Source organism: Geobacillus sp. TFV-3 (assembly GCF_009901865.1).
GTDB classification, from domain to species: Bacteria; Bacillota; Bacilli; order Bacillales; family Anoxybacillaceae; genus Geobacillus; species Geobacillus thermoleovorans_A.
This window is the reverse complement of sequence record NZ_MPSP01000001.1, coordinates 579,770-604,705: the sequence shown is the minus strand read 5'-3', so window position 1 is coordinate 604,705 and position 24,936 is coordinate 579,770. Positions and strand designations below refer to the sequence as shown.

At 37.6% G+C, this 24,936-nt stretch carries 23 protein-coding genes, 15 tRNA genes and 1 pseudogene; 8 read left to right on the top strand and 31 right to left on the bottom strand.

Annotated features, from left to right (window positions below):
* The first annotated feature begins 151 nt into the window (after window positions 1–151).
* Complete coding sequence (locus BJQ97_RS03085; RefSeq protein ID WP_160155461.1) at window positions 152–691, top strand: hypothetical protein; 540 nt, start codon at window positions 152–154, stop codon at window positions 689–691.
* Window positions 692–731: 40 nt separating this feature from the next.
* On the opposite strand, the gene BJQ97_RS03080 is transcribed toward BJQ97_RS03085, so the two are convergent.
* The 4 genes from BJQ97_RS03080 to BJQ97_RS03065 all read right to left on the bottom strand — a co-directional run bounded on the left by BJQ97_RS03080 (window position 732) and on the right by BJQ97_RS03065 (window position 5,748).
* The gene (locus BJQ97_RS03080) at window positions 732–2,708 is read right to left on the bottom strand and encodes a DnaB-like helicase C-terminal domain-containing protein (RefSeq protein WP_160155460.1); all 1,977 of its coding nucleotides are present in this window, start codon (window positions 2,706–2,708) and stop codon (window positions 732–734) included.
* A 254-nt stretch (window positions 2,709–2,962) separates the two neighbouring features.
* On the bottom strand, window positions 2,963–3,487 hold the full coding sequence (locus BJQ97_RS03075; RefSeq protein ID WP_160155459.1) for a hypothetical protein: 525 nt from the start codon (window positions 3,485–3,487) through the stop codon (window positions 2,963–2,965).
* A gap of 210 nt (window positions 3,488–3,697) precedes the next feature.
* The gene (locus BJQ97_RS03070) at window positions 3,698–5,356 is read right to left on the bottom strand and encodes an IS1634 family transposase (protein WP_160155196.1); all 1,659 of its coding nucleotides are present in this window, start codon (window positions 5,354–5,356) and stop codon (window positions 3,698–3,700) included.
* Window positions 5,314–5,748, bottom strand: a complete 435-nt coding sequence (locus BJQ97_RS03065) for a hypothetical protein (protein WP_160155458.1) — start codon at window positions 5,746–5,748, stop codon at window positions 5,314–5,316. Before BJQ97_RS03065 ends, BJQ97_RS03070 begins: the two co-directional genes overlap by 43 nt.
* A gap of 582 nt (window positions 5,749–6,330) precedes the next feature.
* On the opposite strand from BJQ97_RS03065, the gene BJQ97_RS03060 reads away from it, so the two are divergent.
* A complete protein-coding gene (locus BJQ97_RS03060) occupies window positions 6,331–7,311 on the top strand; it encodes a restriction endonuclease (protein ID WP_160157523.1) in 981 nt (326 codons plus the stop codon).
* A 189-nt stretch (window positions 7,312–7,500) separates the two neighbouring features.
* On the opposite strand, the gene BJQ97_RS03055 is transcribed toward BJQ97_RS03060, so the two are convergent.
* Window positions 7,501–8,127 (bottom strand): MarR family transcriptional regulator, encoded by a 627-nt coding sequence (locus BJQ97_RS03055; protein WP_160155457.1) that lies wholly within the window; start codon window positions 8,125–8,127, stop codon window positions 7,501–7,503.
* 221 nt (window positions 8,128–8,348) lie between these two features.
* On the opposite strand from BJQ97_RS03055, the gene BJQ97_RS03050 reads away from it, so the two are divergent.
* The gene (locus BJQ97_RS03050) at window positions 8,349–9,332 is read left to right on the top strand and encodes a ParM/StbA family protein (protein WP_160155456.1); all 984 of its coding nucleotides are present in this window, start codon (window positions 8,349–8,351) and stop codon (window positions 9,330–9,332) included.
* The gene (locus tag BJQ97_RS03045) at window positions 9,319–9,606 is read left to right on the top strand and encodes a hypothetical protein (protein ID WP_160155455.1); all 288 of its coding nucleotides are present in this window, start codon (window positions 9,319–9,321) and stop codon (window positions 9,604–9,606) included. Before BJQ97_RS03050 ends, BJQ97_RS03045 begins: the two co-directional genes overlap by 14 nt.
* 362 nt (window positions 9,607–9,968) lie before the next feature.
* On the opposite strand, the gene BJQ97_RS03040 is transcribed toward BJQ97_RS03045, so the two are convergent.
* From BJQ97_RS03040 to BJQ97_RS03010, 8 genes are all read right to left on the bottom strand, one after another.
* Window positions 9,969–10,964 carry a restriction endonuclease gene (locus tag BJQ97_RS03040; protein WP_236567117.1) on the bottom strand — a complete coding sequence of 332 codons (996 nt, stop codon included), beginning with the start codon at window positions 10,962–10,964 and terminating at the stop codon, window positions 9,969–9,971.
* 358 nt (window positions 10,965–11,322) lie between these two features.
* Window positions 11,323–11,757: a GNAT family N-acetyltransferase gene (locus tag BJQ97_RS03035; RefSeq protein WP_160155454.1), complete on the bottom strand. Its 435-nt coding sequence runs from the start codon at window positions 11,755–11,757 to the stop codon at window positions 11,323–11,325.
* A gap of 61 nt (window positions 11,758–11,818) precedes the next feature.
* On the bottom strand, window positions 11,819–12,595 hold the full coding sequence (locus BJQ97_RS03030) for an alpha/beta hydrolase family protein (RefSeq protein ID WP_236567114.1): 777 nt from the start codon (window positions 12,593–12,595) through the stop codon (window positions 11,819–11,821).
* 129 nt (window positions 12,596–12,724) lie between these two features.
* A complete protein-coding gene (locus BJQ97_RS03025) occupies window positions 12,725–13,252 on the bottom strand; it encodes a nucleotidyltransferase family protein (protein ID WP_407066437.1) in 528 nt (175 codons plus the stop codon).
* A gap of 17 nt (window positions 13,253–13,269) precedes the next feature.
* Window positions 13,270–13,638 carry a restriction endonuclease subunit S domain-containing protein gene (locus tag BJQ97_RS03020; protein WP_160155452.1) on the bottom strand — a complete coding sequence of 123 codons (369 nt, stop codon included), beginning with the start codon at window positions 13,636–13,638 and terminating at the stop codon, window positions 13,270–13,272.
* 308 nt (window positions 13,639–13,946) lie between these two features.
* Entirely contained in the window at window positions 13,947–14,264 is a 318-nt protein-coding gene (locus tag BJQ97_RS03015; RefSeq protein WP_160155451.1) for a helix-turn-helix domain-containing protein, read from the bottom strand.
* A gap of 343 nt (window positions 14,265–14,607) precedes the next feature.
* The gene (locus BJQ97_RS17585; protein WP_236567113.1) at window positions 14,608–14,772 is read right to left on the bottom strand and encodes a hypothetical protein; all 165 of its coding nucleotides are present in this window, start codon (window positions 14,770–14,772) and stop codon (window positions 14,608–14,610) included.
* A gap of 525 nt (window positions 14,773–15,297) precedes the next feature.
* Window positions 15,298–15,681, bottom strand: coding sequence for a type II toxin-antitoxin system SpoIISB family antitoxin (locus BJQ97_RS03010; RefSeq protein WP_160155450.1), 384 nt, complete (start codon window positions 15,679–15,681; stop codon window positions 15,298–15,300).
* Window positions 15,682–15,809: 128 nt separating this feature from the next.
* Between BJQ97_RS03010 and BJQ97_RS03005 the strand changes: the two are divergent.
* Window positions 15,810–16,547, top strand: a pseudogene (locus tag BJQ97_RS03005) (Fic family protein); the annotation flags it as partial.
* Window positions 16,548–17,303: 756 nt separating this feature from the next.
* Here BJQ97_RS03005 and BJQ97_RS03000 read toward each other — a convergent pair.
* Window positions 17,304–17,582 (bottom strand): SunI/YnzG family protein, encoded by a 279-nt coding sequence (locus BJQ97_RS03000; protein ID WP_160155448.1) that lies wholly within the window; start codon window positions 17,580–17,582, stop codon window positions 17,304–17,306.
* A 141-nt stretch (window positions 17,583–17,723) separates the two neighbouring features.
* Window positions 17,724–18,038 carry a hypothetical protein gene (locus BJQ97_RS02995; RefSeq protein WP_160155447.1) on the bottom strand — a complete coding sequence of 105 codons (315 nt, stop codon included), beginning with the start codon at window positions 18,036–18,038 and terminating at the stop codon, window positions 17,724–17,726.
* A 338-nt stretch (window positions 18,039–18,376) separates the two neighbouring features.
* Between BJQ97_RS02995 and BJQ97_RS02990 the strand changes: the two genes are divergently transcribed.
* From BJQ97_RS02990 to BJQ97_RS02980, 3 genes are all read left to right on the top strand, one after another.
* Window positions 18,377–18,757, top strand: coding sequence for a hypothetical protein (locus BJQ97_RS02990; protein ID WP_160155446.1), 381 nt, complete (start codon window positions 18,377–18,379; stop codon window positions 18,755–18,757).
* Window positions 18,758–18,822: 65 nt separating this feature from the next.
* Window positions 18,823–19,851: an IS1595-like element ISBsu3 family transposase gene (locus BJQ97_RS02985; protein WP_160155445.1), complete on the top strand. Its 1,029-nt coding sequence runs from the start codon at window positions 18,823–18,825 to the stop codon at window positions 19,849–19,851.
* Between the two features lie 55 nt (window positions 19,852–19,906).
* Window positions 19,907–20,344: a GNAT family N-acetyltransferase gene (locus BJQ97_RS02980; protein WP_160155171.1), complete on the top strand. Its 438-nt coding sequence runs from the start codon at window positions 19,907–19,909 to the stop codon at window positions 20,342–20,344.
* A 1,397-nt stretch (window positions 20,345–21,741) separates the two neighbouring features.
* Here BJQ97_RS02980 and BJQ97_RS02975 read toward each other — a convergent pair.
* The 16 genes from BJQ97_RS02975 to BJQ97_RS02900 form a co-directional block, all read right to left on the bottom strand.
* Window positions 21,742–22,746 (bottom strand): tyrosine-type recombinase/integrase, encoded by a 1,005-nt coding sequence (locus BJQ97_RS02975; protein ID WP_236567346.1) that lies wholly within the window; start codon window positions 22,744–22,746, stop codon window positions 21,742–21,744.
* 141 nt (window positions 22,747–22,887) lie between these two features.
* A tRNA-Leu gene (locus tag BJQ97_RS02970) sits at window positions 22,888–22,972 on the bottom strand.
* A gap of 59 nt (window positions 22,973–23,031) precedes the next feature.
* Window positions 23,032–23,105 (bottom strand) — tRNA-Cys (locus BJQ97_RS02965).
* A 9-nt stretch (window positions 23,106–23,114) separates the two neighbouring features.
* A tRNA-Gly gene (locus tag BJQ97_RS02960) sits at window positions 23,115–23,186 on the bottom strand.
* A 5-nt stretch (window positions 23,187–23,191) separates the two neighbouring features.
* A tRNA-Gln gene (locus tag BJQ97_RS02955) sits at window positions 23,192–23,266 on the bottom strand.
* Window positions 23,267–23,281: 15 nt separating this feature from the next.
* Window positions 23,282–23,354: transfer RNA gene (locus BJQ97_RS02950), tRNA-His, on the bottom strand.
* Window positions 23,355–23,371: 17 nt separating this feature from the next.
* A tRNA-Trp gene (locus BJQ97_RS02945) sits at window positions 23,372–23,445 on the bottom strand.
* Window positions 23,446–23,454: 9 nt separating this feature from the next.
* A tRNA-Tyr gene (locus BJQ97_RS02940) sits at window positions 23,455–23,539 on the bottom strand.
* A gap of 6 nt (window positions 23,540–23,545) precedes the next feature.
* Window positions 23,546–23,621, bottom strand: a tRNA-Thr gene (locus BJQ97_RS02935).
* A gap of 18 nt (window positions 23,622–23,639) precedes the next feature.
* Window positions 23,640–23,715: transfer RNA gene (locus BJQ97_RS02930), tRNA-Phe, on the bottom strand.
* A gap of 168 nt (window positions 23,716–23,883) precedes the next feature.
* Window positions 23,884–23,959, bottom strand: a tRNA-Asp gene (locus tag BJQ97_RS02925).
* 4 nt (window positions 23,960–23,963) lie between these two features.
* A tRNA-Met gene (locus tag BJQ97_RS02920) sits at window positions 23,964–24,040 on the bottom strand.
* Window positions 24,041–24,205: 165 nt separating this feature from the next.
* A tRNA-Val gene (locus BJQ97_RS02915) sits at window positions 24,206–24,281 on the bottom strand.
* A gap of 9 nt (window positions 24,282–24,290) precedes the next feature.
* Window positions 24,291–24,362: transfer RNA gene (locus BJQ97_RS02910), tRNA-Glu, on the bottom strand.
* A 14-nt stretch (window positions 24,363–24,376) separates the two neighbouring features.
* A tRNA-Ser gene (locus BJQ97_RS02905) sits at window positions 24,377–24,467 on the bottom strand.
* 4 nt (window positions 24,468–24,471) lie between these two features.
* Window positions 24,472–24,546 (bottom strand) — tRNA-Asn (locus tag BJQ97_RS02900).
* Between the last annotated feature and the right edge of the window lie 390 nt (window positions 24,547–24,936).

Here is a 24,936-nt window from a genome sequence, read left to right as displayed (position 1 = left end):
ATCCGGAACAATCCGCAAAAATTTTGCACATTATTTCCGAATCCGCCTGAAATAATTTGAAAAAGGGATTCTGAAATAATGTGCTAATTTACAGGTTGCCTGACAGGTCACTTTGGCATTATTTTTGAAAAATGTAGGAGGGACAAATCTAATGGATAAACTTTCCCTAGAAAAAGAATTAGATTTGTTCTTAAAGAACAATACCATTATTCAGCTAGTTAAAGCATTACATATTCCTGATGACTCCGACACCCTAACAAAAGATCGCCCCTCTATCGTTTTTGGACATTCACTTAGTAGCATGGAAATATTTGAATTAGAAAAAAGGGTTAAGAAAGCTGAAAATGCAGAAACTCTTGAGAAATTTGTCCAATCAATGTTCGAAAAAAAGCAAGCAAGCCACAAAGATCTTCAAGATGCAGGAATTTCGAAGGAATATTGGCATAAACTTGTTAGAGGGAAAATCAAGCAGCCATCCAAAGCCAAACTCCTTTGTATAGCTATAGCTTTAAAACTAAACTTGGAAGAAACGGAAAAGCTGCTGAGAAAAGCTGGTTATAGTCTTGCTACAGACGTAACTGTATTTGAATCTATTATAGGATTTTTCATTGAAAAGGGGATTTACTGCACCAATACAATAGATGAATACTTAGTAAACCATAATCAACCTACTCTTTTCTCTATCGAATAAATATGACTTGACGTGTTTGAAGGGAAGCAAATACTTCCCTTTATTTTATAGCAGGAATATAATAGTTAAATTTCGATTGATAGTAAAATGGAACTTTGGCATATCCAATTCCATTTCGCTGCTTCAAAATCACGAGTTCCATATCTCGTATTTCTTTGGCTTTCCATTGATTAATTAAATCCCTCCTTGCTTCTTCGTTTTTTGCAGCTTTATCAATATCTTTAAACTGCAAGCCACACACCACATCCGCAGAATACTCAATTCCTCCGCTTTCTTTAAAACTTTCAAAGCTAACAGAATGTACATAATGTGCTCTATTGAAAGATGAAATAACAATAAGGGGAACATCGAAATCTCGGCTAATCTTTTTTAACTGAGTTACGTTATAATCTACTAATTGCTTATCGCTTAAGCTTTTTCCTTTGGGGGACATTAATATTTGCAAATAATCAACCACTACAACCAATCGGTCACATTTTGTCTTATATTCCTTAACGATGTTGCGAATAGATAACACATCTGAATCAAATGGGCTTTCAATAATAGCCATATTATGTGAGATAATTTTGTAGTTACTTAAAGCTTCCATAAGAACTTCTTGAGGAATTTTCCCAAGCAGAATATCTTGTGAAGTGTAAGCTTTACGAGGAGAAATGAGGAATGTTTGTCGTGAGAGGCTTCTACTAATTAATTCTTTTTTACTCATTTCGAGTGAGAAATAGAGAACAGGAATATGAGTGGAGGCAATATAATCGCTAATTTGTTGTACAAATGCGGTCTTTCCCAAAGAAGTTGCTGCTCCCAATACATAAAGACCTGGTACAAGCCCTCCCCCCAACACCTTATCTAACTCCTGAAAACCTGTTGAGATGGGTTTCAATGAATTTTCCGTTATTTCCTTAACGAAATCATCTAAATAAGCCGCAACAAAGTGCTTTTCCCATTCACTCTTAATCCGCTTCTCAATTTCTTTAAGAAAACTTTCCAATCCTTTTCTATCGTCAACAAGGAATTCATTCACATCCTTATATTTAGAAGGTAAATGGAACACTCGAAGTTCAATGCCTTCTTCCTCCGCTTTTTTCTTCATAAAAGTAGCAAGCTTCTCTCCTGAGGTATCATTGTCAGGAATTAGCACAAATGCCTTGTCCTCTATACTATTGCGTTGTTCGACTATCTTTTTCATCAACATATCTGCATTACTAACGCTATTCAACGCAATAGCATAAAATCCAAATTCTTCAATAGATAGTGCGTCAAAAATACCTTCTACCACAAAAATGAGATTAGAATTGCAAGACTTGAGATAACGTTCATTAAATAACTTAACACGATATCCTTTCAAATTGTGTGTTTTGTTTACTTTTTTTCCTTCTGGTACGCTTTGTTCATCCACTCTTGAAATAAAATATCGGCAAACATTGTCTTCATCCCAAATCGGTAAAAAATATTTAAATGCCTTCATTACATCACTAGGTCTCTCATTTAGTGCTGTACTGAGCTGGATCGCATCATTCATTCCATTTGCTGAGTACCCAAGCTTATACTTTTTAACAATGTTTTCTGAAAGTCCACGTTTACGGAAATAATCTGTTTGTTCAACATTTCGATGTAGATGATTAATTAATTCATTAAAATTGATCTCTACCGTCATGGATGATACATCTCCTTTCGTTTTATTTTTCTTAGTCAATGAATTTTTTTCTCCCGTATAGGAGAGATAAGATGATATACCTGCCATGTTCATTAATTTTTGTATTGCATCAGCTGTAGAAAGATTTTCATACTGTTCCATGAAATTAATAATATCCCCTTTGTGATCACAACTAAACGATTTAAAATAACGCTCATCAGGACGAATAACAAAGTGATCCCTTCTACCACAGAAAGGACAAGGATTAATAAAATACTGTTTCCCCACTTTTTTAGCTTTTGTACATGTAGCATTCTCGATGTAGCTAAGAATGTCTACTCTATGTTTCGCTTCTTCAATTAGGGATGGATCAAAAAAACTCATTAAGCAAGGAAACCTCCCTTTCTTAATTGTTCTAAATGAATTTAATGTTTTTTCTGAATGGCAAGAGCTATTTTAAAATGCTCTTGCCATTCTATTATTTTTTATTAAATCTATTAAGAAGAAAATATTCCCTAAAGGTATTGATAAATACTGTATTTCCTGAAAATATCTCCTATCACAGTGTATCCATTTCCTAGAGGAGTGTATAGAAATTCCTAATAAAGTGTATAAACCATTGCATTAGGAAAAATGGTTTACATCGATTCATAGTATTCTTTTAGTCTAGTATTTTTATATGCCACTTTGGCATTTAAAAACGAGAAATAATCATGAATATCGGTTAAAAAATATATTTCATATCCCTCAAACGCTAATTGATAAAACATGGAAGAAAACATTTCTACATAGTAAGAATAACCTTGCTTTTTAATTTGTTGATGGGTAATACCCAAAAATTTCAATAATGTGTCGTGATGTACAACTAGTTCGCCAGATGCTTTTTTTGCATTTAACTTACACAACTGAGCAAATTTCAGAGAAAGCATAACTAGTGGAATGTGGTTTTTGTAATGAGGAATGAAGAAGTTTTGGTTAATGAGGGTGAAAGGGTGGGGATCCAAGTTATCAATCCATGTACCTAATTGAATGTAAATATCTCGTCCTATCATATCGAAGGTTAACAAATTTCCATATACCTGATATTCTTTTCCCTTTTTTCTTCCAACTATTTCAATGTTTATGGATGATAAAATACTTAAATCTTCTCGCAGGCGTTTCATGTTCTCCGCCCTTCTTCTTATCCCTTTTAGTGAGAAATACTCCCCTACGTTGAATATGAATTCTTTGTTTTGATGTCTTCTCCTCACATTTCGCACCCCAGTAGTGCAGAAACAAAGGATTTTTTATTCATTTTTTTAAAATATTTTTTGAGCCAACACAACAAGCGATGGCAATCCTTTTTTTACCATCGCTCATCGTTCCTTATGAGATTAGACGTAAATGCTTTCGTCCATTCCCAACTCTTGCAGAATCCTTCGCTGCTCGTAGGTGAGCGGTTTCCCTAACGCGCGTTGGATTTGCCCATCCGGCAGCTCCAACAGGACGACTTTCACATACCAGAACAACTGAAAAATCGCCTGCCCGGTCGGACGGGTCAGCTTGCGGCCTCCTGCGCCCTTTAACGGGCACTCCGGCGTAATAAACTGACGCACCCGGCGCTGGAAGACGCGGTAAATGGCCAATGCGAGGAGAAACAAATAGCCCAACACCGCCACTCGTTCCGGTTTTTTCACGTAAATCTCGTCCGTAAAGAACGGATCTTTCAGGAAGGAGAAGTTCATTTCCACCGAGATCTGCCCTTTATACAGCTTCAAGATCTCTTTCGCGTCCATTCGTCGGTCCTTCCATTCCTCCGGCACCGTCGTGACGAGAACAAACCGGGACGCTTTCCGTCTCGCCTGTTCCCACGCGTCTTGGTCGAATTCCACGCTCAGGCGAAGGGTGTACAGCGTCTCCATTTCCGGTTCCGCCCCTTTTTTCGGCCGTCCGCGCCGTTTTTTCGGGCGCACGATCTCTTCGACGACGGCCTCCACTCGATGGAACCGGGGACGAAGGGATGCCTTGAGGGATGCCAAGGCTTGTTCGGCGTCTTCCCGGCACGAAAACGGGTGGCGCTCCCAACGGGCTTGTTCCTGCGCAAGAAGCTCCGCTTCTTGTGCTCGTTCTTTTTCGAGCGTCTTTCCTTTCCGTTGGTCGAGGGCACTCGATTCGACGACGACCAGCCGAACCGGATGTCCTTCATACGTCGATGTCGTTTCCCATACCCGATACGTGGCGCCGTTTTTCTCCGCCAGCGAAAATGGATCGCTCCACGTCGTGTCCCTGGCATCGGCTTGCGCCAGCACGGTTTTCACGATCCGGAGCGACGAAGGGCCTCTGGTGATCAAAAAGGCGTTCGCCGCTTTCGTTTGCGCCAGCGTGTCCTTCGTCATCGCGGCGGAATCCGCCACATAAATCCATTCGTCCTCGATCTTCGCTTGCTTCAGCTGCTCATGGACACGGGACAGCACCTCGGGATTCCACGTTTTGTCCGGCAGGTTGCCGTCGTGCACATCTCCATAAAAAGGAACGCCATCCTCGTTGCCGATCAGTCCGAAGCCGATCTGCTTTTGCCAATGGTGTTGCCGGTTGTAGCCATGGGCAATATGCAGGGTATCCGGCGAGGCCGATTCATACGTGCCGTAAACCGATACATCGGTCGTATCGGCATGGAACACCCGAAGGGGGATGCCTTCCTCCTTGTAGATCTGCACAAGGCAAGCCGAAATGACTTGATGGATGTTGGCATCATACAGGCGATCCAGATGGCGGGCGATGGCATCGTCATTGAACCAAGAAGGCTGGAGCCCCGGCCGGATCAGCTTGGGCAAATCGATTTCATGCGCCCATCGTTCCAAATGAACCAGCGCTTGACGGCCGCTCAAGATATCCAGGATGAGCAGCCAGACCACATCGCTGGCTCGGGTTTGGCATTGGGGATCCACCGGAACCAGCCGGTCAATCAGCTGGGGGAGGCCAAGATCCTTGAAGATGGCGCTTATTATATTCAAATAGGAACTTTCATAAATAGCACGAATTCGAACGTCCATGGTGTGGAAACTCCTTTGCATTCCTTGTGTACCAAGGACCTATTCGACATCGGGATGAAAAAATCCTCCCGATTTTCGTCGGGAGGGTGCGAAATGTGAGTTCTCCATGAAAACAAAATATATATAAGCAATTGAATTTGAGAAGGACGAATGAGTTTTTTAATTTCTGTAATATCATTTACGTTAAGTTTGTCTGTCACAGCGATAGAAATTTTGTTATTCTTTTGCGTACAAACCACTAATTCATTGAAAAATAGTTGTGAAGACGGTTCATCTGCATTTCTTAGATTACCTATTCCCTCGACGATCTCCATGACAACGTCATTCATGGGCACTGGAATAAATGAGTTAGTAACTAAGCCTATTTTGCTTTTCATAGCCGTTACCATCATATAGATACCTCCCTTCACTTTTTACTTTTCAATTCGATTCTCATTATATAAAACCCAATAAACAAATTTGGTGACCTGCCAAGCCACTTTATTGTATTTTTATCATCAATTTTTATTTTTTTAAACAGAAAAACGGTTCGAGCTTGTTTTATTTCAAAACCTTTACTTTACATTTCACTTTCAGGTTCCCTACTAGAACATAGATTACCTGATAACCTGCTTCGTTCTAAACGAAAAAGACCATATGCCAACCAGAGAAAAGTAGCTACATAAGTCCAGTCTATTTTTTCTAGTTTAAATTATTCCAACATCTTCTCTTCCTAAACAAAGAACAAAAGATATCATTGATTCGTTTACACATATTGTTACTGAATCAAGGAAAGTCAAGTCATTGATTGTATTAACAAAGAAGATGTAAAATCATGATATGAAAAATACTAAAAACAATTGCGTGCAAGTATAGTTTCAAAAATTCAACTAGAGAATACCCAACAGATTATGCTTTGTAAGCGATAACACATTACAAAAAATAAAGCCGAGGTATTTTAGCTCTCCAATTTTTTATAAAGGATGGGAGTTATAATTATGAGTTGGTGGATGGTCCGTGCTGGAGATCGTAATGAGCTTATCCCTATTTGGAAACAAAAAGGAGTTGCTTCGGTAGGATGGGCGGATTTTGGAAATCCAAAAAACTATCCAACTAGAGAAGCTTTGATTCAGAAATCCCACGAAATTTATGAAGAAGAGAAACCTGCTACGAGGATTATTTGGGCAAGCCAAGTGTGGAGATTTAGCCATGAAATTAAAGCAGGAGATAGAATCATTACATATGCTAAAGATAAACGTGAATACTTGGTAGGGACCGTTACCAAAGAGCACGAATATAATGAAACAATTGTAGATAAACATTATCCAAATATAATCCATGTAAAATGGGAAAAGAAGCAAATTCCTCGTGACCAATTATCACAAGAAGCGAAAAATTCCCTTGGCTCTACTCTTACAGTTTTTCGTGTAGATAATTGGGGAGATGAATTGGAAAGCCTATTAGCGGGTAAAGAACAGACAGTAAGTGAACCAGAAAATAACGAAGAGGAAGTCATCAAAAATGATTTTGTTCAAAAAGCATTGACCATGATTCAAGATAAAGTTGACAAATTAGATCCGTGGCAAATGCAAGAATTAGTCGCTGGATTGTTACGAGCCATGGGATATAATGTGAAAGTAAGTAAAAAAGGTCCCGATAGAGGAGTCGACATTTTAGCTCATAAGGATGCATTTGGTTTCGAAAAACCAATTATTAAGGTACAGGTAAAACATCGAAAATCGTCTTCATCAGGTCCTGAGATTCAACAGCTGTTAGGGGCTCACCCAATTGATGCGAACAGTATATTTGTATCAACTGGAGGATTTACAGTAGCTGCTGAAAATATAGGAAAACAGCACAATGTCAAGCTCATTGATTTAGAAGAATTAGTAAAACTAATTGTCCAGTGGTACGATAAAATGCCAAGTGAAACAAGATCTTTGTTGCCCCTACAAAAAATATATATTCCAGAATAATATACAAAAGAGCCGTTATTTAAAGTAAGGCTCTTTTCTATTTTGAACAAGTATATCTTTTATTTTGATGTATACAACAGGAGAGAGGTTATTTTTTATTGGAATAGTTATTTATAAATCTGAGGTGGCTATCCTGTAAACCAAAAAATGTAATCGATAAAAATAGAGTCATTTTATTGAGTAATTGATTCAGGTAACTTCTGTCACTTCACCATTTTCATCCACAAACAATGCCGTAATACCTGTTCTCACTTTCGCTAATAATGGTAGCCGATCCCATAGATTGCGAAATTGCTGTATATCAGGCAAGGCAATACTATACTTCGCATAAGGATCTTCCATTCGTTGCAGTATTTCTCCCAATATCGTTAGGAAGTAATTCACATTCATTTGCTGATATGAACCCATTCCTTTCACTTCAATAATCCATCGCTCTGTCCCTCTCGTTGCATCTATATCAATTCCTCGATTCTTTCCCCATGCCACTTGGGTGTTCCATCCGTCTGCATGAAGATACGAAATAAGTACCTGTTTGATGTTATCTTCAGAAAAGGCTTTTTTGTCCTCTTCAAGGTCCTTCTTTCCTTTGTTCTGGAAATAATCCACCACATGCTCGTCTGTAGCGAGATAGTTTCCGATGCGACCATCTTGTCTTTTCACTCTCTTCAGTACTCCTTGTGCCTCTAATGACCTGCATGCCTGATTGACAGGTTGCTGTGGCTTTTTTTCACCCAATAATCGATTGGTAATTTCCCTATCAGTCAAACCGCTATGTTCCTGCAGAAGTTGAATAATCCTTTCCTTTAATGTTCTCACTACTTATCCCCCACAATATTCATTAGCTTCTCACTCAATTTTATAATTTTCTGGCAAACGTGAACAATAGCATCATGAACCCACTCCTTACGTTGGTACGACATTGTAGCATTTAGTAGCATCTTGTTCGACAAAAAAGTACGAATTTATCTTATAAATTCGCACTTGTGTGTATATGATAAAGTGATTTCACTATAAAACTATAAAGGAGGTACTCATGTATGAACAGAAAATTTCTAATTGCAGTCGACAGTGGAAAACACTCAACAAAAGCTGTTATGAAAACAGAGGGAGTCATTCAAAAAGTAAAATTTAGAACAAAGGTAGCAGAGGTTCACGATTTAGGAGTGGAAATTTTCCCGAATACCCATCTTATAAAGTTTGGAAACAAAAATTATTTGATTGGAGACATGTTGAGCGAGGAAAAAACTGATTATGAGTTAAGCAAACAAACGTTAGGACACAAGTTATGTATTTACACTGCTATTGCCAGAGTTCTTGAAAAATCGAAAGGGTCGATCGCATTTGCTGATGTTGATCTTGCCATCAATATACCGTTGAATTTGTACAAAAATGAGCAAAAGAAAAAAGAATTTAGTGAATTTATCCAAAACAACGGACAGTTAATTGGTTTAGAAGTGAATGGCAAAGCATTTTCATTTCGGATCAATTCTGTTCTACTTCTCCCTGAAGCATTGGGAACCATTTATCAAAAAATGGACGAATATCGTAATAAACGAGTATTAGTCGTAGATATTGGAAGTTTAAATACGAGTTACCTCGAATTCTATAACCTTATCCCTCAATATGAGCGAATGGCGGTCAGCAACTTGGGAGTAAACATTTTACGTGGTCAAATTGCTGAAACACTTAGCACGAGATACGGAACAATGATCACCGATGATGTCGTTCAACAGATTTTTCAAGACGGATACCTTTACCTAAATGGCGAGAAACAAGAAGAGAGCAGAATATTGATCGAAACGATGATAGATAATCATGTCCATCAAATTCTAAACTACGCAAAAAGCCGCAAAATTTCATTTGCTAATACGTTTGTCGTTTTTGTGGGTGGAGGAAGCCTTCTATTGAAAGATGCTATTAAGCAACAACTCCCATTCGCAACAATTGCTCCTGATGCTCAATTCGCTAATGTTATTACTTTCCTAACAGTATTAGAGGCGAAGGTAAATGGCAAAGCGTAAGATTTCCATCAGTTTCAAGGAAAAATACGAAGATGTTTATCTCTATTTAATGGAAATGAAAAAACGTAAAGAGAACATCAGTGAATATATCTGCAGATTAATAAAAGCAGATATGGAGGGAACCTCAAATTGGCAAGAGGAAGTGAGAAAAATCGTGATAGACACTCTTCAATCCAATAATTTTCCTTTAAAAAATAATCACCATTCTTCCCCCCATCAGATTGATAACCGACTTTCTGATGAAGACATAGAATTAATTAATAATTTATTCTAATTAGTTATATAAACTTGAGCATAATAAAGAAATCTGACCTCTGGGAGATCAACTTTCTTTATTTGGATAAATTTTGCACGCTTTAAAACCAAATGACTGGAAAACTTCTTCTATATTAAAATTCAAGGACCTTCAATAAGCTTAGCCATAGTTTGAAACAAAGGATTATTTTTCTCTCTACTTTCTATGCGGAACAAAAATAAGAAGCACTAATTGAAACACTAAGTCGTTTTGACAGCTCTTCAAGGAACCAAAAATAAGAGGATATATGTTCTTATATTGAACATAATATCCTCTTATTGATTGTATGGTTAACCACAACCAATTTTTGGCTTATATTTTAACATAATGCCTAAACTTATTTAATCATATAGGCTGATTTGCTTTTCTTCTTTTTTATACCAATCGTATGTTGTATCTGTAACAACACGATAATCAATACCTAACTTTCTGAAATATTTTTCTGCACACAGGATTTTGCGTTTTTCTTTCGGGAAGCGGAGTCTTTCTAAATCTACTCCCCCTTTGGTTTCACGAACTAATTCTAATTTAAGAGTCCCATCTTTGTACCTGCGTACAATACCCCAATCTGGATTGTAATTACCAATAATTTTTGGCAACTGAATTTTAAATTTAGGTGGAAATTTAAAATAAAGAATCGTATTGTTCTCCTCAGCATCGGGAATTACTTGATTCTGTATAAATCCCCGCTCGACATCAGAATCAACTTGCACTTTATCATATAATCCTGCTTTTCCCGCCTCTATTAGTTCTCTTTGAGGGTGTTTCACTATTGGCGGGAACAACTCTTCAATATCATAGTTCTCATCATTATCATCGATAATTTCAAAATCAATGTTTTTAACGATATGGTCACTTAATGTTATGCGAATTTGTGACAAAAACTCAGAAATCCATCCTTCTGGATTATAAAAAATCTTCTCTTTTTGCTTTGGATTCATTCGCTTAAAAATTTCGAAGATCGTTTTCTTGGTAAGATTCGTTTCATTCGCTACACGAGTAATAAAGTCTGGAATCGGATAGGTAGTCTTTTCGGCTTCCACTATACGTTTTTGGACTTTCACAGCCTTTTCAGCAGTAAAATGGTATGGTTCAAACTTTCTTACAACCACCTCATTATCAAACTTAACGTATGGCTCACCATGCTGTTGACCAATCCGTAAAACTTTAAATCCTCTTAAACGATCATCCTTTGTGATTTTTCTCAAATCATCTTTTTCACCAACTTTTATAGTGGTGTCAAAATGATTCCCTTGCGTATCTTCCATTTGAATACGGAGTTTAGCAGATTCCCCATCACTGCTAATGTCAAGCAATGAAATTGTATAATCTGCCATTACAAAGCTTCCCTTAGAAATCTCTATTAAAGGATTAGGGAAGGTTGTATGATTTAACGTAAGACGATATAACCATATAAATTTATTGAAAGATAGCCTTCTTTCATGTTGTTTTTACTTCATTCTAACATTTAAGTTTTGGTTTTATCAAGAATATCTTTTAAAAAATTGCTCTACCCTGAAATAACTGTGGATAATTTCATTCATCAATGTGCCAATTATTATTGCCATGGACGTCTGTTAAACGTTAATGTTGATATTTTAATTTTTGAACCTTTTTGTATGTCTTGTTCCTCTATCGCATTAGTTAGCATAACAACAAAAACCCCACTACGGGGGATTCAACAAATTGATATGTTTAAAAGCGTTTCACGAAACGATATCCCGTTATTTCATAACCTAATTCTTTATAAAATTGATGGGCTTGTTCCTCTCTCCCAAAGCCACTTACCAACCAAGTTCCAATACACCCTTTTTCAAAAGCTAATTTTTCGGCATAGTTCATCAAGAACCGCCCAACACCTTTACGACGTATGCCCGAATCAACAACAATGACAGAGATTTCACCATATTTGCTTACTTCTTCTAAATTCTCACGAATACGAAACCCAAGTAACCCTAAAATAACGCCATTTTCTTCGCAAACATACAGGGAATCAAAAGGGCTATCCTCTATAAACTCTAATCTGTTATTCATTTCCTCTTGAGAGATTTCGTGACCACTTAATTCTTTCATCAGATGACACAAATGTGGAATATCTTCTTTTAAAGCTTGACGAATGGTTAATGGCATATGTATCTCCTCTCCCCCGATTGTTTTAGCATGGTACCCGTTAGTTGAAGAAAAATTGTTGCTATTTTTCGTTTTGATGGAAAAATTGAATAATACCTTTATGGTCTGAATAACAAGCACCGTTTTTATCGTGTCCTACTCCAGGAACAACTTCTAAAGCAATTTGTAATTTGTGTTTAATTCTTAACTCCACGAACGGCAATGCATTGATTTCAACAGGAACATTTTCATCTCCCGTGCCGTGCCAAATTTTACACGGAGTAGGAGCTAATGCAAGTTTTTCAAGATCAAACGTTTTATCAATATATGCATCCACGGTACTATAATCAATTTCGTGCGATAAAGCAATTGCTTTTCCCGTTGGGTCATCCATGTCTAAATTATTCCTCTTAATATAATCATTTTCGTATTTTCTCTGCTCTTTTACGTCTAAAAGTGGCTGTGAAAATGCAACTGATTGAACAAAATCAACGTTTCTCATTAACCTTAAAGCGAGCAGACCTCCCATGCTAATCGCAAACAAATGAACAGAATAATTAATTCCTGTTTCTTTAACCATATACTTATGTAAATTTTTGATGTCTTGTAGGGCTTTATCATTTCCAAAATTCGCTCCATGAGCGTTGGAATAACCGATTGTGTACCCCTCTTCCAATAAAGAGTGAAATAATGCTCTTTTATTTAAATCTTCATGCCAATCACTACTATTGTTTGACACAAAGGCAATAGATCCACCTAAAAAAATAACGCCGTAACCATTCGACTTTTTAGGTTGTCCAATGTAAGCCCATTGTCCGTCAATATTTACAAATTGCTCCCTAAAAGACAAAATAATCACCCTTCCTATCTGTTTTACCTTCCCTATACCTACTTCAATTATATAATTCCACTATCCTACCCGTAGCCACCCATGCATCGCTTCACGGCACCACAGATTAAGGCAAAAATTCTGTTCTTATATGGGAGTTTAATAAGAATTTTCAATATGAAAAACTTTAACCTTATACCAAATATCTTTCCAGTTCTTTTTCGTTATCCGTTCTTCGTAAATCTTTGATAGTTCTTTTGATTCTTTAAAATAGGGTGTCGGTTTTACTTCCAAATTAATCACATCATCTACTCCCCAAGGAGCAACCAAGATAATGTCATCCTTTTCATCTAATTTTACACCTAAAGATGTTGCTGTTTCTGGAAACTTCGATATAGCATCTACGGAAGATGAATACGGAGGAATGTTATTGACAACGTGCATTCTTGCCTCATTTTTCACTGACCAAGGAATGTTAGGAAGGATATTTCTTAATCTAATTTCTAACTTCTTTTCTTCTAATTCTTCCATATTGGTATCATCAAAATAGATAACATCAATATCTGGAATAAGAGTTCTTTCTTTAAAATCATGTAACACATCCCATATCTTCGAACGAACAAATCCAGCACAGACCCACCAATCAGGTAAATTCAACGACTTTACTGCTCTTAATATATCCATCATCCACTCGTCTTCTTTAATCAGTTGAATGATATCTTTGTCAAATTTAGATACCACGCAATGTATTCGGGTAAAAATTTATCATGTTCCACCTTGATAATGGCAAAATAAGATGGAACTAATAATCCAGCTTGTTGTTTCCCAACGTATACGGCTGTATTCGGATAGCTAAGCCGAATAAGAACATCCCCTTCAACCGTAAAGTAATGTGGATCTAAATCTTCATTACTGTGGAACTCCTCAAACGGCTCATCATTAAAATTGCCGTCTTCATCAATATTTTTTAGAGTCAGCAACTTATATGTTGCTTGAATGTTGTACTCAATTGTAGCTTTTTTCCTACTCAAAACTAGTCCTGTCTTAATCTCTGCAATATCACCAAGTAACATTTTACCCCCTCTTTTGTTAAATATAAAATTTAACAATATTGTCAAATGAACTATATAACAAATAAATGATGAATGTCAATCCTTTATTATCCAAATACGCAAAAAAGACTTTCATGTCATGCACGAATTATGTTTACTTCCTTAGTATTGAAAATTTATTCATCACCTGTAAATTTTGTATTGCTAAAGAATACAACAAATAATTTCTGAAAAATATAGTTTTCAGAAATTTTTTCTCTGTATCTTTTTCATTAAAAACAAAGAGGCAGACCGAAATAATTTCTGCCTCTTTTCAAATAGTGATGTATTCACTTGTTTTCCTCACACCCTTCATATATTTCTCCATTCTCCAATCCTAAAACTTCTAAAACTTGACCGTTGGGAATGTTTAGCGCCTTCACTATTTTAGTCATAACTTGTATAGATATGCATAATCTTTCCGCTTTCTCAATGCGGCTAAGATAAGAAGTAGAGATATCCGTCATTTCGGAAAGTTCTGCTAAAGTGAGTTCTCTCTTAGCTCGGTAGTATCTCATTAAAGCTGCAAAATTCTCACCGATTTGCTTATCTCTACTCATTTTCCATTTCTCCCCTTTTCGAATGTTTTTCCTTTCAATAGACTTCATAAATTGAATCCTGTTTTTTGTTTAGCACATTGCATTATAGATTTTTCGATACGCTTTCATAACTGCAAACAAATAAAAAAGCACTTGGTTTTCACTTTATTTACCAAGTGCTATAGTGTTCTTATTAATTATGAAATCTAATGATAAAATTTCCCACAATTCATTCATACATTTTTCTTATCATTTACACAATACCTACTATATTTATTAATAAACATTATGACAATTATCATATAGTTTATTAATCAAACTCGTGAATTTTAGGCAAAATATTGACTTGTTGGTCAATTAAATGTTTGATGTACTCCATCCACAGCTGAATTGGAAAATCATTAAGTGCTTGTTAGAAATACACCTTGTTCAACACTCGTGCCATGTCGCCCCTTAGCAAATCTTTTTGCGGACAATCAGGCAATCGAAACCATTTGATTTTCATTTTTGCATAGTCTTTTCCTAACCGTTGAACAGGCAAAGGTAGCTGCTGATAAAACTCATTCATTAACTTCATTGAACCACCTTGATTTTCTTATTTTTTATACATTATCTCATATTATCTCATATTTTATATGAAATTTTCTTACTTTTTCCACATGTTATACACATGTTAATAACGCATTTCCTCGTTTTACATTAATTGAAGTGGGCAAAACACCAACATATACGAAAACGTTTTCATTAACTTAGCAAAAGCAATCGTCCTGGATTCAATGCAAATTCACTTCTAACAAATCCTTGTTCCACATTAGAAGTGATTCCTCCCATGTTGTGGCACGCTAACTGGAGATGTGGCTTTCCTCCCATGGGAAGAACTTTTATTTCTGTCATAGGATCTATTTCCAAGAGAAACGTTCTTTCTGAGGAAAATCTCTTCTTCCCTGAGTTAGCTTTCTTCCCATGTGAAATATCGTAGGGTACATCCCTCTTCCAGAGAGAAGTGATATACCTAAGAAAAAAATTTCTCCCTATATATAAAGGTTTATGTTTCCTGAAAGTTGTTTTAAAGGATATTGTCCTAGTCAAAATGGAAAGCGGTCTACAAAAAACGTTTCCCTTTCAGTCCCTGCAAAAACTCAATAACATCCTGATTCTGCTTCATTAACCTTTCAGTATGTGGTGATAATGAAATCTCGGGCACTCCAACTTTCGACACTCTTTTCACCATTTTTTCAACACTTTTATCATTTTTTGTTTCATTCGTCGCACAAATTAAATTTTTGAGTGCCAGCAATGATTGCTCTGGCAGCACGTTAATTAGAAACTCTAGCCCCGTGTTTGTATGAAGCGCTAACAATAAAGCTTTTTTCTCATTTTCCGTAAAAGAGAAATTTCCATTAATCAGTTCTATTTTTTCTGGAAGTTTTTCCATACTTTTATATGTTAATTTCTGTCCTTCCCGTCTCGGGATTAGCTTCGACATATGCACACCTCCATACGTATAATATCTTTTCGATACATATTCATTGTTCCCCTTTTCCTCGTCACTTTTAAAGTAGCTAATCGATAATGTAAAATAATAAATAAATGTAAAAAGGAGAAAACATAACGATGTTTGATACAGTAGATCAGTTAAAAGAAAAATTAGATGCTCATCGCCCATTACCTGCAGGACTAGTAAAAAATTTAAGGGATTTTTTTCGGATTGAATGGATTTATCATTCGAACGCTATAGAAGGGAATACATTGAGTCTGTTAGAAACAAAAGTGGTAGTCGAAGAGAGAATTACCATCGGAGGAAAGAAACTTAACGAGCATTTAGAAGCAGTCAACCATGCGGAAGCGATTGATTTTGTGGAGGAATTGGTTGCCAAACAAGAACCTTTGACTGAGTCTGTAATCAAACAACTTCATTATTTGGTATTAAAAGGTATCAACGACGGAAACGCTGGACAGTACAGAAGTTATAATGTTCGGATCTCTGGTAGCATGCATCATCCTGTGCATTTTCTGCATGTTCAAGAAAAAATGAATCAATTGTTGAAGTGGTATGAAAAGAATAAAGATACCCTTCATCCTGTAGAATTAGCAGCACGCTTTCATTTTCAGCTAGTATCTATCCATCCGTTTGCGGACGGGAATGGTCGGACAGCTCGATTAGTCATGAACCTTATCCTGATGCAACATGGTTACCCGCCAGCTATTGTAAAAACTGATTCCCGTCTAGATTACTACGAAGCATTAGAAAAAGCAATGGTGGAAGGAAATGAGGAGTCATTTATTTTGCTCATCATATCATGTGTTGAAGAGAGTTTAAAACAATATCTTTACGCATTAGGGTATGATGAAAAAAAGGAGTGTAGAACGGACACAAATATTCAGAAACCAATTCAAAACTTATCGAGACCAAAACGAAGAATTTTAAGAAACACTGTTCGTTCAGATTTGCGCCCACATACAAAAATAAATGTCTTAGAAGGTTTTCAGCCTATTCTTGATGAAATAAACAAAGTTTTATCTTCACTACATCACAAATACTAAAGTAGATCGAATTGTCCCCAGGTCCATTCGATCAACCTCCAGTTTTTGTAAAAGCAGATGGATGCAAGAAATCTAGTATTTTCCCGTATTCCTTCCATGTAACCTAGCAAAAAAACTGATCCTTTTTGTTATATTTTGAGCATATATTCGTCTTTTCATTAATGTCTCGGGATAACGAAAAGCTGCACAAAACATGTGCAACTTTCAAACACCTTTATTCTTTAACCACTCTATATTTTTTTGTGTTCTTTTACTAGGAACTAAAGCTAGCTTAAACATCCTCTTCAACTGTTAGGTAGTCGAATACAAAGAAAATAATGGTACGAGCCTTGTAAGCTCAGACAACATTGAATGTTTTTACGACCGAAAACGAGTCATTCAGCGTTCGGCTATATATCACCATGCCAATTTGAAGCTACTTATTACGCTAATCAGAAACGAGTAGCTGCACAAATTCAGCTATTTCGCTCTGTTTATCATGTCTATTTTCTTGACATAACATGAGTATGTTTGTACATTCTTCATTAGTTAGCAGTTTGTTTTTACACCTGCATGAATAGAATTTCATTTCTGTTTGAGTTCATCGTTTATAAACGAACAGATTTTATTTTTAATGGAGATTGCATCCGTCGTAAATAAAATATAGGTATTAGAATGTGTTTGAATGACAACTCTATCCGTTTCACCATATGGTGTACCAATTCTGATAGCTGTTTTCTCCTCCCCACCATAAGTATCGTCAAGTGTTACTTCTACAATATCAGAAATGGGTATTTCTATTTTCGATAGCAGCCAACTAATCACCAAGTTATCATTTAGTTTTTCTACTTTTATCCCTAACATAACTTTCCCCCAGTCTTTTGTCACTGTTATAAACATTAAATATAAATACTACTTATCCAACGAATTCCTCATTGGTGGGATAAACTTTTGTCCCAATACAACTTCCACCACATAATCCGATGAACCTTATATTTAAGAATTCTATTTAACATGTTTATAAATACCTCTTGTTTTCTCATACTGCTTCAATCTTGGAAATTCCTTTCCATTAACAAACAAATAATATTTTCGTACTGCATTTTGATAATTACCATGGTATAGCTTGTCACTGAACTTCTCTTGAATTTGAAGCAACAAATGGTACATGGCTTCATCATTTTTAACAACGTCATCTAAATTAACATTGAACTCTCTTTCAACCATAAGAGCTCTTGACACTCTTGAATTAACAGCTTTCACCTTACTTTTAATATCACTGTTGTTAATCAGGTAATTTCTAAATTCTTCTTCTCTCATCCTCAACCCCTCCATTTCCATTTTTATAAATAATATCATAGGAAATGGTAGTTAGGATTTAGCAAATTACTGTTTAAACATTTCTTTTAATCGCTATGGATTAAGCTCTATTGCATTTTTTTCTCTTTTCCGCAATATTTATCAATACCATATAACATCACGCACTTCCCAACAATATTCATCAGAAATCAACATTTAACAGACAACCACGCCAAAACAAATTGGTACATCGATGAATGAAATAACAGTAAAAGTTATCCGTAGTTATGTTAGAGCCTAAAGACAAGGGTATATAATAAGATAAAGATGAACAATCTGAAGGAAAGGAGGCATTTAGAATGGATGAAGTAATGGGAAAAGAACATGTAGTATCTTTCGCGGACTTCCTTCATGAGTTGCAAAAAGAATGGGAATTTCATCTAAACGGAGGAACGAGTTATCGTCAAAAAACGGCAGAGCTTTCGTTAGAAGTGGCTCGTAAAGTCGGAAGCATTGTTCCATTTTTGGAATCGGAAGTTGCCAAACAAACCGTTTCTCGTCTACTCCCTAGTCTTGACCATCATCGTGTAGAAGATGTAGCGAAGATGCTACATGTCATCGCAAAGGAACTCCATCTGAATGCCACTCTTTCGGATGAAGTCAAAGCTTATATACAACAAAAACGACAACATCGAAAACCCTTGTCTTTCGTGAAAGGCTCTGTTAAAGAACATTGTTGATATTTGAAACCCAACCAAGTTCTTGCTATAATTACAATTAGAACAAATGTTCGGTAGTGTTAATGATGGACAAAGCGTTCAGTAACCTATTAAAATACATCGACAAGTTACCCCATACTAAAAAAGAACAAGTATATCAATGGGTAAAACGTTATGTTGACCCGACCTCTTCCGTTGGTGGTAGATTGATTAACGAAATGAGGGAAACTCGTTTTAAAGATGGTTTCGAGTGTCCCCATTGTACATCTGAACACGTTGTTCGATTCGGAAAAGTCAAGGGTCGTCAACGGTATCGTTGTAAAAGTTGCCTTAAAACCTTTACGGATACGACTAACACCGTTCTTTATCGCACCCGAAAAGGTGATGAATGGATTACATTTGTGGATTGTATGTTCAAAGGCTACTCCCTGCGTAAATCGGCTGAAATCGTAGGGGTTACTTGGGTTACACTTTTTTACTGGAGACATAAACTGCTATCCGCCTTAAAGCAAATGGATTTTGACCATTTTGAAGGTATCGTTGAAGTTGACGAGACCTATTTCTTGTACTCTCAAAAAGGGCAACGTGGCATTACAGAACGGAAGCCTCGAAAACGTGGAGGAAAATCCAAACACAGAGGAATCAGCCACGAACAAGTATGTGTTCTTGTTGCAAGAGACCGTACAAAAGCAACCGTCTCCAAAGTATCTTGTATGGGGCGTATTGTAAAAACCAAAATTGAAACTATCATTGGTACTAAACTATCGTCTGACAATGTGCTTGTTACAGATGCTTGGAGAGCATACAAAACCTATGCAAAAGAAAAAGGATTAAAGCATTACCGAATCAAATCCGATGATGGAAAGCACGTTATAAAAGGCTTATATCACATTCAAAATGTCAACAGTTTTCATTCTCGGATGAAGAAGTGGATTGACCGTTTTAAAGGTGTGGCTACAAAATATCTTGATAATTACCTTGCTTGGTTCTTATTTGTAGATAGCCGCAGTAACGAAAATACCAAGCAACATATAAAAGAGCTTCTGCTTACATCATTTGTATTTGAAATGACAGAAACTTTTGAAAGTCTCCGTCTATCTAAGTTCAGTGCTTAAAAAGGTCATTAACGGGCAATCGGCTTATAAATATTGGGAGAGGAGAACTCAATTTATGGAAATTAGAAAACCAAACGATTCGGAATATAAAAAGGTTTTATCACTTTCACCACAAGCATTATTCGAAGGTACATTAGGCGAAGCAAAACCGTCAGATGAAAAAGTCAAACAACTTATTGAACCATTATTGCAGAAAGGAAGCTATTATTTGATAGCAACTGAAGGCGATAATCTAATGGGTTGGATTCTTATAGGAACAAGTAAAGACCAATTTACTGAAAAGATATATGGATTTATTTATGAATTGTTTGTGTTAGAGGAATTTAGGGGAAATGGAATTGCAAAACAATTGATGGAAACTGGTATCGAACATCTTAAACAAGATGGATATTCAGAGGTTCGCTTAAGTGTATATGCAGGAAATCAAGCGATTAAACTGTACGAAAAATTAGGATTCAAAAATAGAACCATTACAATGAGTATGAACATATAAAACAAACATCTTTATTGAATATCTAATAGACTGGTTTATTGAGAATTGGGGAACCAAAAGATGGTTCCCTAACATTTTATTGAAAAAATCAACATTAAACATTAACAGAGCCTCGTGAAAAAATAAAAGAGCTGGCTCTTTTTTGTTGAAGGTTCTCTCTATTATCATCGCTTACCAATGACACGTTTTTTACACCTAAATCCTTTATAAACTGCCCGAGGGAGAAAGAACAAACAGAATATATTAGCTCCGCTCAACTTTGGCTATAAAATATTCTTCAGTTCCCTTTATTTCTTTCCACTTTATTTTGTACTCATTCTTTAGGTCATACGTAATATCCTTCTTGCCAGCAGTCTTTTGGAATGTTCCTTTTAACAGCTTTTCCTTTCTAAAAAGACGATATATTTCTTTCTCTCCCTTAAAAAAAGCATCGAAAAGGTAGATCCCAAATTAACGGCAGAAACAATACCCCTGTTTGAAATCGTGATCAGCCCTAATCTTGTTACTATAAATCAACTAAAAAAGATCAACTCCATAGGTTACAAAAAGTAGCTGAATTTGCTTGAAACTTCTTAAATAAGAGCTTAAAAAATACGTTCTTAGTATGGAACACTTTTTTAAAGATGTCGTGTCAGTACGGAAAAATTGGAACATTTTTTGTGAAATGTTGTGTTGGTACGGAAAATATGGAACATTTTTTATAAAATGTCGTGTCAGTACGGAGAATTTGGAACATTTTTTGTAATATGTTGTGTTGGTACGGAAATTTTGGAACGTTTTTTATAATATGTCGTAACATCCCCTTTATAAATTATTCCCTTCTTAACTGTATAGAAATCGTCTCACACAGTTATGAACTTTTTTGAAGGTTGGCTTTGAATTCTTGTTAAAGAGTTTAGGCATTTAAGAAGTTTAAAATAAACCTGATCTCATCTCTATTGTTTTTTGGTTTAGGTGAAACACCATCTGTACAATTTTTCCTTATCCCTTATCTCCTTTCCTCTACTATATTCTAATACAAAAAAACTTGACGATTTTCCTTCTTCGCCTCTCATCTGCTCGAAGCCTTGTTCCACAAGGGATTGAAGGTCATTTGGATGAAAATACCATACAAAAAAGTTTGACGAGAAAAAGATAGGATGAAAGGAGATAGGGAGAAGGAACAAGAAAGCAGTTCCTTCGGGAAATAACAAAAAAGGGTGACGAAAAAAAGAAAAGGATTTCCTTATACCTTTCCTCTCTTTTTGCTCACTCCAAATAAAAAGGAATCGAGAAATGTACTAAAGGCACTTTTCCCGATTCCCTTGAATTCTCTTCTTCCCTCTTTTTATTTCCTCAACAATCACCAGACTTTTTTGTGTATCATCAAAATTTTTTAAGAGAAACAATATGAGAAATTACTTAAACAAGTTATTTATTGGACTGAATTTCGCATGTCCTTGCTGCACTTCGCTGCTGAAAAGATTTACATACACTTTTGTTACTTCCAATGACGTATGTCCTAGTATTGCTTGCAATTGAAATGCATTCGCCCCATTTAACACACATAATTTAGCAAATGTATGACGGAATGTGTGTGGGGAACAACGAACATTCTTTATCCCCGCTTTTTTCCCATATTCTTTAATTCTATCTTGTACTTGCTTTTTACTCAATGGAGTGTTGTCCCGAGTAATAAATAAGCAATCTGTATCCACATTTCCTCTTACAACTAAATATTTTTTTAATTGGCTAATCATTTTATCTTGAATAGGAACAAAGCGTTCAAAGCCACCTTTTGTGTTTCGAATGCGTATGACTTTTTGTTCCCAAATGATATCTGTTGTTTTTATACCCACCAGTTCATTTACTCGAACTCCCGTTTCCAACAGTAACATCATAATCGTATAATCCCTTAAACCTACAAACGTGCGAAGGTCGCATGCTTTAAATAACGCCTTTATCTGCTGGTTGTCAAACGTTTCTACAATCCTTTTTCTATCCCGCAGCAATTTGATGTCTTTCATCGGATTGCTTTTTATGAGATTTCGTCCTTCCAAAAAGTTAAAAAACGCTCTCATGGCTCGCAAACGGGAATTGATACTGACTGTCTTAAGACCTTTTTCTTTCATGTACATAATGACATTTCGCTTAATGGTTTCTCCTGTCCATTCACTTACACGTAATTCGATTTTTTGCTCTTTTAGCAGTTTTACAAATGCATTTAACTCACTGCGATAATACTTAATCGTATGTTCCCGCAAATTTCTTAGTTTGCAATCCTCAATAAATATTTCTAACAATTCCTCAAATGTGTATTCAATTTCTGTGTTGTCATCAGATATTAGCAATAGTTCCTCACGACTCAGTTCACCTCTCCTTCCCTTCTTGCTATTTCTCTGTAATGTCCCCTCATCTCTCATTTTTCTCACTTTCAATTCACCTCACCGAACACGATTAGCCGCACACGATTTTTCTTGCTCGAATCGTATTCGGTAAAAATAAAGAAAGGGTTCCCACATTTGTGAGAACCCTTGATCCTAAAGCCTTTCTCCTATTTTCGATGCCGATGGTGGGAGTCGAACCCACACGGGGGGCTACCCCACACGATTTTGAGTCGTGCGCGTCTGCCAGTTCCGCCACATCGGCGCGACAATCAATATTTTATCAAATCATCTTACATCCGTCAACACTTTTTATTCATTAGATGGAGGCGGCACCCGGATTCGAACCGGGGGTAAAGGTTTTGCAGACCTCTGCCTTACCACTTGGCTATGCCGCCTTGATCGAGAGCGGAAGACGGGACTCGAACCCGCGACCCCCACCTTGGCAAGGTGGTGTTCTACCGCTGAACTACTTCCGCATTCGTGGCTGGGGTAGCTGGATTCGAACCAACGCATCACGGAGTCAAAGTCCGTTGCCTTACCGCTTGGCTATACCCCAACGCCAAAGAGCAAGGGCGACTAGTGGGAATCGAACCCACGCATGCCAGAGCCACAATCTGGTGCGTTAACCACTTCGCCATAGTCGCCATAATGATCATAAAAATGGCAGGGGCAGTAGGAATCGAACCCACACCGGAGGTTTTGGAGACCTCTGTTCTACCATTAAACTATGCCCCTTTGTTAAAATGGTGGAGGGGGACGGATTCGAACCGCCGAACCCAAAGGGAGCGGATTTACAGTCCGCCGCGTTTAGCCACTTCGCTACCCCTCCATGATATGGTGCCGACTGCAGGACTTGAACCCGCAACCTACTGATTACGATTCAGTTGCTCTACCAATTGAGCTAAGTCGGCATGCATATCTTAATTATATGGTGGCTCGGGACGGAATCGAACCGCCGACACAAGGATTTTCAGTCCTTTGCTCTACCGACTGAGCTACCGAGCCATATTTTCTTTTCACCATGCTCATTGGTTGCTACTGTGCCTCTTCCTCTGCCAGCTCATTCGAAGAAGCTGGATGCGTCGAGGCAACTCGAAGCATATTCAGCGATGCTGATGCTCGTCTCTACCGACTGAGCTACCGAGCCTTATAAAAAATCTAGGTTTGATGAAATGGCGGTCCCGACGGGACTCGAACCCGCGATCTCCTGCGTGACAGGCAGGCATGTTAACCACTACACTACGGGACCATATTGGTTGCGGGGGCAGGATTTGAACCTGCGACCTTCGGGTTATGAGCCCGACGAGCTACCGGACTGCTCCACCCCGCGGCGATAAGAAAGCCAGTAAGTTTTGATAATGCTCTGAGTGTGCTATTCGTTGCCTCTTCCTCTACTAGCTGATTCAAGGAAGGGAGATGCGTCGAGGCAACTCGAAGCATATTCAACGAAGTGAAGGCTTGTTGCTCCACCCCGCGGCGATAGAATTATTTAGAATGGTGGAGGATGACGGGATCGAACCGCCGACCCCTTGCTTGTAAGGCAAGTGCTCTCCCAGCTGAGCTAATCCTCCACAAAGAAGTGACCCGTACGGGATTCGAACCCGTGTTACCGCCGTGAAAGGGCGGTGTCTTAACCACTTGACCAACGGGCCATGCTGATGGATAATGGCGGAGAGCAAGGGATTCGAACCCTTGAGGCGCTGTTGGCGCCTACACGATTTCCAATCGTGCTCCTTCGACCACTCGGACAGCTCTCCACGATGGCTCCGCAGGCAGGATTCGAACCTGCGACCAATCGGTTAACAGCCGATTGCTCTACCACTGAGCTACTGCGGAATCATAACGATGGTCAATTCTCCCATCAAGATACCCTGCCTCTTCCTCTGTCGGCCGATTCAAAGAAGCTTGATGTGTCGAGGCAACTCGCAGTTCATCCAATGATGCAAATGCTCGTCACTGAGCTACTGCGGAATGGCATCTCTTTAGACATTTACTATTATAATGATCCGCACCGAGCTGTCAAGTGTTTTTTCATTCCTTCAAAACTAGATAACCGTCGGAAGAAGCCGCAAGCCTGCGCTTTTCGTTGTCCAGCTCCGGCTCGCCGCCGCTTTTCTTGTTGTCCAGTTCCAGCGCCTAGCTCTCTTCTGCCAAATAACCTTCCCCCTCGGGGTGCAAGCACCCCTGCGGGTGAAGAACATTTGGCATCGAGAGCTGACCGCGGCG

What these genes read in the sequence shown, in the direction of transcription:
- BJQ97_RS03085 (WP_160155461.1), top strand. Translation starts at nt 152, where the DNA reads ATGGATAAACTTTCCCTAGAAAAAGAATTAGATTTGTTCTTAAAGAAC.
- BJQ97_RS03080 (WP_160155460.1), bottom strand. Translation starts at nt 2,708, where the DNA reads ATGAGTTTTTTTGATCCATCCCTAATTGAAGAAGCGAAACATAGAGTA.
- BJQ97_RS03075 (WP_160155459.1), bottom strand. Translation starts at nt 3,487, where the DNA reads ATGAAACGCCTGCGAGAAGATTTAAGTATTTTATCATCCATAAACATT.
- BJQ97_RS03070 (WP_160155196.1), bottom strand. Translation starts at nt 5,356, where the DNA reads ATGGACGTTCGAATTCGTGCTATTTATGAAAGTTCCTATTTGAATATA.
- BJQ97_RS03065 (WP_160155458.1), bottom strand. Translation starts at nt 5,748, where the DNA reads ATGATGGTAACGGCTATGAAAAGCAAAATAGGCTTAGTTACTAACTCA.
- BJQ97_RS03050 (WP_160155456.1), top strand. Translation starts at nt 8,349, where the DNA reads ATGAACAGAAAATTTCTAATTGCAGTCGACAGTGGAAAACACTCAACA.
- BJQ97_RS03045 (WP_160155455.1), top strand. Translation starts at nt 9,319, where the DNA reads ATGGCAAAGCGTAAGATTTCCATCAGTTTCAAGGAAAAATACGAAGAT.
- BJQ97_RS03040 (WP_236567117.1), bottom strand. Translation starts at nt 10,964, where the DNA reads ATGGCAGATTATACAATTTCATTGCTTGACATTAGCAGTGATGGGGAA.
- BJQ97_RS03035 (WP_160155454.1), bottom strand. Translation starts at nt 11,757, where the DNA reads ATGCCATTAACCATTCGTCAAGCTTTAAAAGAAGATATTCCACATTTG.
- BJQ97_RS03025 (WP_407066437.1), bottom strand. Translation starts at nt 13,252, where the DNA reads ATGATGGATATATTAAGAGCAGTAAAGTCGTTGAATTTACCTGATTGG.
- BJQ97_RS03020 (WP_160155452.1), bottom strand. Translation starts at nt 13,638, where the DNA reads ATGTTACTTGGTGATATTGCAGAGATTAAGACAGGACTAGTTTTGAGT.
- BJQ97_RS03015 (WP_160155451.1), bottom strand. Translation starts at nt 14,264, where the DNA reads ATGAAGTCTATTGAAAGGAAAAACATTCGAAAAGGGGAGAAATGGAAA.
- BJQ97_RS17585 (WP_236567113.1), bottom strand. Translation starts at nt 14,772, where the DNA reads ATGAAGTTAATGAATGAGTTTTATCAGCAGCTACCTTTGCCTGTTCAA.
- BJQ97_RS03010 (WP_160155450.1), bottom strand. Translation starts at nt 15,681, where the DNA reads ATGTCGAAGCTAATCCCGAGACGGGAAGGACAGAAATTAACATATAAA.
- BJQ97_RS03000 (WP_160155448.1), bottom strand. Translation starts at nt 17,582, where the DNA reads ATGTTAGGGATAAAAGTAGAAAAACTAAATGATAACTTGGTGATTAGT.
- BJQ97_RS02995 (WP_160155447.1), bottom strand. Translation starts at nt 18,038, where the DNA reads ATGAGAGAAGAAGAATTTAGAAATTACCTGATTAACAACAGTGATATT.
- BJQ97_RS02990 (WP_160155446.1), top strand. Translation starts at nt 18,377, where the DNA reads ATGGATGAAGTAATGGGAAAAGAACATGTAGTATCTTTCGCGGACTTC.
- BJQ97_RS02985 (WP_160155445.1), top strand. Translation starts at nt 18,823, where the DNA reads ATGGACAAAGCGTTCAGTAACCTATTAAAATACATCGACAAGTTACCC.
- BJQ97_RS02980 (WP_160155171.1), top strand. Translation starts at nt 19,907, where the DNA reads ATGGAAATTAGAAAACCAAACGATTCGGAATATAAAAAGGTTTTATCA.
- BJQ97_RS02975 (WP_236567346.1), bottom strand. Translation starts at nt 22,746, where the DNA reads ATGAGAGATGAGGGGACATTACAGAGAAATAGCAAGAAGGGAAGGAGA.